Source organism: Massilia arenae (assembly GCF_008014745.1).
Taxonomy (GTDB): domain Bacteria; phylum Pseudomonadota; class Gammaproteobacteria; order Burkholderiales; family Burkholderiaceae_D; genus Telluria; species Telluria arenae.
In genome coordinates this window covers 1-7301 of the sequence record NZ_VPFD01000053.1, presented here as the reverse complement: position 1 = coordinate 7301, position 7301 = coordinate 1, and the positions used below count along the sequence as shown (strand labels likewise).

Sequence of the window (7301 nt, the reverse complement as noted above, 5' to 3'; positions counted from 1 at the left end):
GTGAACATTTGATAATTTAAGTAATCAAGAACCGAAGTTCTTGGCACCTTCATCAAACGCCCACACTTATCGACTGTTAATTTTTAAAGAACTTTATTCGGTGTTGCATCATCTGCTGTTTGCTTCGAATCGTTGTGTTCGTCAGCAGCAGAGGAAAGAGAGTATGAAGTGTTTTTCGTTTTTCGTCAACCCCTTCGTTTCGCTTCGTCTCAGATTTCTCTGCCGATTTTGCTACCGTAACCGCTTGATTACGTTAACATTTTTCGGTCATGCCGAAGCGGAGGCGAACTATAGCAAACCTCGACTGGGTTCCGCAAGACCCCAATCCAAACATGTTTCAGCCATTTCAGTCAGGCATGAGTTTGCCGGATTGTTTCCGTGCGCGCGTAATACTCCGTTGCAAGGTATATTCCTTGGCTGATTGGCAAGGCCCTACCCTCTCGCGCTTGCTACGCACCCATGGAGAAATAATGAAGCACACAGTCTTGCGCCGCACGGCGATCGCCGCCGTTTGCGCCTGCTGGCCCCTGGCAGTCCTCGCCGAAGAGATTCGCGACCCGATGAACGTGGTCGTGGTGAGCGGCACTCGCGCCGAACACACGAGTTTCGACCTGCCTGCGTCGGTCGACGTGGTCGATGCGGCGCAGATCGGCGACACCCAGCTGCGCGTCAACGCGTCCGAAGCCCTGGTCGCCGTGCCGGGCATCGTGGTGCGCAATCGCGAGAACTATGCGCAAGACTTGCAGATCTCTTCGCGCGGCTTCGGCACCCGCTCCGCCTTCGGCGTGCGCGGCGTGCGCCTGGTGGCGGACGGCATCCCGGCCACCATGCCCGATGGCCAGGGCCAGGCCGCGACCTTCAACCTGGATCTCGCCGAGCGCATCGAAGTACTGCGCGGCCCCATGTCCGCCTTATATGGCAACCATTCCGGCGGCGTGGTCCAGCTCTTTACACGCGAACCGACCGATACGCCCACGGTCGAAGCCAGCTTCACCGGCGGCAGCTATGGCCAGCGCAAGTTTGACACCAATGCATCCGGCCGAAGCGGCGGCATCGGCTACCTGCTCGATGCCTCGCGCTTCGAGACCGACGGCTACCGCGACCACAGCGCCGCGACGCGCAAGCAGGCCTACGCCAAGCTGGTCGTCGAACCTTCGTCCACCAGCCGCCTGGTGCTGACCGCGAGCGGCCTGCGCCAGGACGATACGCAAGACCCGCTCGGCGTTACCTGGGCTACTTATCAGCGCGACCCACGCGCGGGCGAGATCGACACCACCGATACGCAGACGCCCCAACGTACGCTGGCCGATCGCTACGACACGCGCAAGAGCATCGATCACCAGCAATTCGGCGCGACCTATGAACAGAAGTTCGGCGCCGACCGCCTGCAGGTGACCGCCTACGGCGGCAACCGCCGCGTCATCCAGTACCAGTCGTTCTCGCGCGGCTTCCAGGCGCCGAGCAGCCACTCGGGCGGCGTGATCGACTTCGACCGCGACTTCTACGGCATCGACGCCAACTGGCGCGCGGTGCGCCAGGTCGCCGGCGGCACCATGCGCGCCACGGCAGGCCTGGAACTGGCGCGCTCGAAAGATGCGCGCCAGGGCTTCGAGAACTTCGTCGGCAATACCTTCGGCGTGAAGGGCAACTTGCGGCGCGACGAACAGAACGAAGTGACCAGCGTCGACCCTTATGTGCAGCTGGAGTGGGAACGCGATCGCTGGGTGCTGAGCGGCGGCGTGCGCCACAGCCGCGTGGACTTCGACGTCAAGGACCGCTACCTGTCCAATGGCGACGATAGCGGCGGCGCCGACTTTCGCCACACGACGCCGCTGGTGGGCGTGCTCTATAAAATCTCGCCGACCCTGAACGTGTACGCCAGCGCGGCGCGCGGCTTCGAAACTCCGACGATGAACGAATCGTTTTATTCAGGTACGGGCGGCGGCTTCAACTTCGCGCTCGAACCGGCCATTGGCACCCATCTCGAAGCCGGCGTGAAAGCCATGGTGGCTAGCGGCGTGCGCGTCAACGCCGCCGTGTTCCAGGTGAAGACGAAGGACGAACTGGTGGTCGACGCCTCCTCGGGCGGACGCACCAGCTACCGCAACGCCAGCGCCACCCTGCGCCAGGGGGGCGAGTTGTCGGTGGACGCCGAACTCGGCGCCGGCTGGAATGCGCGCCTGGCCCTGAGCATGCTGCACGCGGTCTATGACGAAGCCTTTGGCGCAGTGCCGAAAGGCAGCCGCCTGCCCGGCCTGCCGAAGACCAGCTTCTATGGTGAATTCGGCTGGAAGGAAGCGGCCGGCCGTTATGGCGCGGCGCTCGAGACCATCGCCAACAGCAAGGTGTACGCGGAAGACACCAACAGCGCCACGCCGGCGCCGGGCTATGCGATCGTCAACGCCCGCGTGCAGGCGAGCCAGCAGTTGGGCGGTTGGAAGCTGCGCCAGTTCGCGCGCCTGAACAATCTGTTCGACCGTGATTACGTGGGTTCCGTCATCGTGGGCGACACCAACCGCCGCTATTACGAAGCGGCCCCCGGCCGCAACTGGATCCTGGGCGTCAGCGCTCAGTACCAGTTCCAGTAACTGCGTCCTTGTCCAATGTCGGCGTCGCCGGCGCTGCCTGCGCCGGCGCGCCCGGCAGCGCGGCATCGGGATACAGGCGCTCGAGCGTCGCCGTCACCGCCGGCACCAGCACCGCCTCGACCAGCCTCGTAGCGGCGCCCAGGTCCGGCGCTTCGCGCACCGCCTGCCACAGGCGGTCGCCGTTGATGCCGACGCCGTTCAGTGCCTGCTCGGCCTCGGCCTGCCAGAACGGCGGCGCCTCGCTCTCCACATAATTGCCCCGTCCCCGTCCAAAGTGCGCCACCGCCAGGTAGCGCAACATGGCACTGGCCAACAGCGTTTGCAGGAAGGGATTGGCGAACTTTACATTGGCCTGGTTGCGGTCCGTGCCCTGGTTGAAACCCCAGGCCGCGCCGGCCGCCGTGATGCCGCCGGCGATCGCGCCCAGCAGCGCGCCCGCGCCCAGGGTCAGTCCGCCGACCATCGCGTCCGCCGACAAGCCGGTCGCCGCGCCCGACACCACCGCGCCGAGCAGCCCGGCCTGCGCCTTGTCCACCGGCGCACGCACCGCGAAGTTCTCGCGCACGCGCGCGTTCACGTTCACCGCTTGTCCGGGATCGATGCGGTACAGCGACAGCATGCGTGCGGTTGCATGGTTGATGCCGTCGTTCAGGCGCTGCACCAGCGCCGCCATCGCGAGATCCTGGCGGCGCTGCTCGTCCTTTCCGATGCCGACCGCCTTCAATGCGGTGCGCAGCATGCCGGTGCGTTCTTCACCCAGCGGTTCGCTGTCGCGCGCCGCCGCCGCGATCTGCTCGGCGCTCATGTTCAGTGCGCTCGCATAGCGCACGCGGTTACGCTCGGCCCACGCGGCCAGCAGGCGTGTATAGGCGGGGCGTTTTTCCTCTGCGATCAGGCCCGCCACCGATTCATAGAACACGTGTTCATGCACCCAGCAGCGGGCGAAGGCATCCAGCGGCAGCACTTCCTTCACCACCTGGTATTGCGCCAGGTGCTGCTTCCAGCGTTTGGGTTCTGCTTGTTCCTCGTGCGCCGGACGTGGCGGGCCGACCTGGTTGAGCAGCACGACCACGGGTTTACCGAGCCACTCGAGGATCTTCATCTCGGACGGCAGGTAGCCGGCATCCTGCGGCGATTCGGACGAGTTGACCAGGTACAGTACGACGTCCGCCTCTTCCCTGGCCGCGCGCAGCGCCTGCTGGCTGAGCCAGAACGGGCGGTCGCGATAGCGGTCGAACACCTCGCGCAGGAACCAGCCGATCGGATTGCCGGCCAGCGCGAGACGCTTGTGCAGGCGCACCGAGTCGCCGAAGCCCGGCGTATCCCACAGCACGAGCGAGTCGCCCTCTTCGGTGTTCAGGAGCGGGTAACCCTCCGAGATCTGGGTCACATGGGCGGCGTCGCGGATCTCGCCGACGTCCATGCCGACCAGGGTGCGCGCCAGCGTGGTCTTGCCGTTATTGGTGTGCGAGACCAGTGCGAACTGGATCTTTGCGGGCGTGATCATCGCAACTCCGGCAAGGCGAGGCCCGCGCCCAGTTCAAGCGGGTGCTTGTCGGGCTGGAGCAGATTGACGACGTGGGCCGAGGTGCCGTGGAAGCTGCAGAACTGGCGCCACAGGGCGTGGCGTTCGGCGACGCGCTCGCTGCCCACCTGCTCACCGATGCGATCGAGCAGCGGCGACTCGTCGAGCAGCACGGCCACGCCGCGCGGCACCCGCTTGACCAGGTAGTCTAGCATCGCGCCGTGGTTTTCCTTTTCGGGCGTGGCGGCAAGGCTGAACAGTACCGTGGTCACGGTGATGCCGGCTTCTTTCAAGGTCGTGTCGCGCAAGGCGTCCTTGAGCTCGACGCCATAGCCGATCGGCGGCAGCAACTGCACCCGCGTCTGTCCACCCAGGGCCGCGGCGGCGATCGCCCACAGGCCGCGGTCGCGCGGTTCGTCGAGCGTGTAGCTGTAGGGGATCACGCGCAGCACGGCCGGCGTGCCGGCGCCGATGCTGTCGGCCAGCTTGCGGTAATAAGGCTGGTCGAGATCGATCGGGAAGTTGCGCTTCAGGCGGCCTGCGCGCACGCCCGCGATCAGTGCCAGCACCACGCGCGGCAGGATCACCAGCAGCAGCAAGGTCGCGCCGTACAGATGGACCCAGCGGTCGCCGACCGGCAAGCCGGCTGCGCCGCCGAAACGCAGCTGCTCGATCTCGGCGGGCGAAAAACCCTGCAAGAACGGGAACACGGCCAGCGCCGGCGTGAACAGCCATGACAGCAGCGTGTGCACCTGCTGCGCATCGAGGAAGGTGCTCTCCCATCCAGTGACGTACTCGGTGAGCAGGCCGCGCGCATACAGCGAAGTGACGGCGCCCAGCGCGAAACCGGCCGCCGCCAGGTGGAAGGTGCGGGCCAGGCGCGCGCGCGTGAGCGGCTCGCTCAGCACGGCCCAATCGGCCAGGTAGTGGGCGATGCCTTCGGCCAGCGCAGTGGGCAGCTTGCGCGGCGCGACCGCCTTGCCGACGCTCAGGCGGCGCAGCAGCGGCGTGGTGCCTTTGCCCCGACGTGCGGCCGGCACGATAGCCCAGACCAGCAGGCCGAGATAGACGAGCAGGTTCCAGCCGACGATTGCCAGCAGCGGCGCCGACAGCAGGTCGACGCGGTGCGGATCGGCGATGCGGTCGAGCGCCGCGCCGAGCAAGAAGGCCAGGAATGGCAGCGCGATCCAGATTCCGCTCATGCCGGGAGCGCGCCGGGCGAATGTGCCGAAGGCCGGCGTGCGTTCACCCAAGCGCTTGAGGATTTGCTCCGCGCGTTGCTGCAGGAAGTGATGCTGGTTGGCGGCCATATGACTGTCTGCCGCCTGCCAGGCAGCGAGCTCACGCGCGCTTCGGGTGGCGTACATGCGATCGTCGTCGCTCAGGACCGTGTGGGCAACGTCGGCGTATTCAATCGAGCGCACCAGCACGACGTTGCGTGCGACCTGTTCGTTCATGCTTCTCCTATGGATGAAATGGCAATGTCGTTAGGGGCATTGTGCACCAGATTCGCGCAGGCTGGCAGTGGGCTAGCTCACCGTGCGTCCCACCCTGATAAGAAAAAACCCGGGCATGCCCCGGGTCGGTGGTATTCGTGGACGGTCGAGGTCCTGATGTGTCAGCCTTTTTGTTTGCTGCCGGAATCCGAAGACGGCTGGTACTGCTCCATGCCGCGACCGGACTGCCGCGAGTCGCCGAGGCGGTCCTGCTCGCCACGCGCCTGCATGCGCTGGGCCTGCTGGCGGGCGCTCCATCCGCCGGCCTGCGAACCGGCGCCGGCGCGCTGGCCGCGTCCGGTCGAATCCGATTGCATGGATCCTGTATTCCCCCTCGGGAAAGGCGTGTCGAGCCCGCCCGGCATGACGTAACCTGGCGCCCTCGACTGCAGGCTGCCCTCGGCCACCATCAAGGTTTTTGGTTTTGCGCTACCGCGTGCACGGTTGTCTACGCCCTTGACCTTCTCTTTCGACTTCATCGCGATCCTCCGCTTTACTGAACAAGAACTTCGATAATGCGCGTGCAAGGACGGAGGAAGTATCAGAGAACGTTTCGGTGGACTGTGGGATTCGCCCTACGCCCTAGAAGCAACTATCTTGCTGCCTTATATGCCTGGGGCCTGTTTCGCGATGATGCCCCTGATCGCGTCCACCACTTCGGCGGGGTTCTGGCGCTGCACCTGGTGGTCGGAATCGAGGACGATCCTTTTCGCTTTCGGATACATGCCGTTCACCGCCTCCCTGGTCTTCTGATCTTTGTTGAAGGCGCCGAAATCGACGCCGACCGCGGTGGCGCCCTTCGGTTTGTTGATGAGCATGACGATCGGCTTGTCATCGATCGGCGCGAGCGACAGCACCTGTTCGCTGGTCTGGTGAATGGCGTCGATTTCCTTGTTGACGGCGCTGGAGAAGAACAGCCGCTTGGCGCCGCGGGTCCAGAATGGGAACTCATCGGACTTCTTGACGACGCCGGGCAGCAGCGGATCGACCAGCACGAGGCCGCTGACTTCCTCGGGATAACGCTTGGCGAACAGTTGCATGTACAAGCCGCCGAGTGAGTGGCCGACGAGGATGTATGGAGGCGCCAGGCCTTTTTGCTTCAGGGTTTGCCTGAGCTCCTCGACGATCGTTCCGCCATCGCGCGCCGTTCCCGTTTCCTGGCTGTTGCCATAGCCAGGGCGGTTATAGGCGAAGATCGATGCCTCCGGGGCCAGCGATTCGATGACCTTGTCCCATCCGCCTACAGTTGCCCGCAGGCCGTTTTCGAAGACGATGCTGACGTTCGTATCCGGGTTCTTGATGGTCAGCGATTCGACCTGTCGGCCCGCGATCGTATCGACGCTGGCAGTGGCGGGAGCGGCAGATACCCATCCCGACATCGACAGGCAGCCCAGCAGGAAGAAAATGGAAAGGACGTTTTTGCGACCGGTGTTCGTATGTGGGGACATGGGATCGGAATCGCTCGAGTTTGGAAAATTCCATTCTTTCACGACACCTGATCTGTCTTGGAGGGCAAGCGCTGAACTGCATATTGGCCGGACAGATTGCAGAAAGCGCGATCTGGACCGTAATTCAGGATGCAAAAAAGCCCGCTCAAATCATTGAGCGGGCTTTTTCTATATAACTAGCCTGACGATAACCTACTTTCACACTGGTTGCAGCACTATCATCGGCGCAAAGTCGTTTCACGGT

General features: G+C 64.2%; 5 protein-coding genes. 1 reads left to right on the top strand and 4 read right to left on the bottom strand.

All coding sequences use genetic code 11. The features are described 5' to 3' along the window. The first annotated feature begins 470 nt into the window (after positions 1-470). Positions 471-2588, top strand: coding sequence for a TonB-dependent receptor family protein (locus FVD38_RS26140; RefSeq protein ID WP_147937469.1), 2118 nt, complete (start codon positions 471-473; stop codon positions 2586-2588). Here the strand turns inward: FVD38_RS26140 and FVD38_RS26135 are convergent. The 4 genes from FVD38_RS26135 to FVD38_RS26120 form a co-directional block, all read right to left on the bottom strand. Then, positions 2563-4095: a DUF3482 domain-containing protein gene (locus FVD38_RS26135; RefSeq protein WP_147937468.1), complete on the bottom strand. Its 1533-nt coding sequence runs from the start codon at positions 4093-4095 to the stop codon at positions 2563-2565. The genes FVD38_RS26140 and FVD38_RS26135 overlap by 26 nt on opposite strands. Beyond that, on the bottom strand, positions 4092-5570 hold the full coding sequence (locus tag FVD38_RS26130; RefSeq protein ID WP_147937467.1) for a DUF2868 domain-containing protein: 1479 nt from the start codon (positions 5568-5570) through the stop codon (positions 4092-4094). Before FVD38_RS26130 ends, FVD38_RS26135 begins: the two co-directional genes overlap by 4 nt. A 161-nt stretch (positions 5571-5731) precedes the next feature. Next, positions 5732-6088 (bottom strand): hypothetical protein, encoded by a 357-nt coding sequence (locus FVD38_RS26125; protein WP_229494022.1) that lies wholly within the window; start codon positions 6086-6088, stop codon positions 5732-5734. A gap of 126 nt (positions 6089-6214) precedes the next feature. After that, complete coding sequence (locus FVD38_RS26120) at positions 6215-7057, bottom strand: alpha/beta fold hydrolase (protein WP_147937466.1); 843 nt, start codon at positions 7055-7057, stop codon at positions 6215-6217. Positions 7058-7301: the final 244 nt, after the last annotated feature.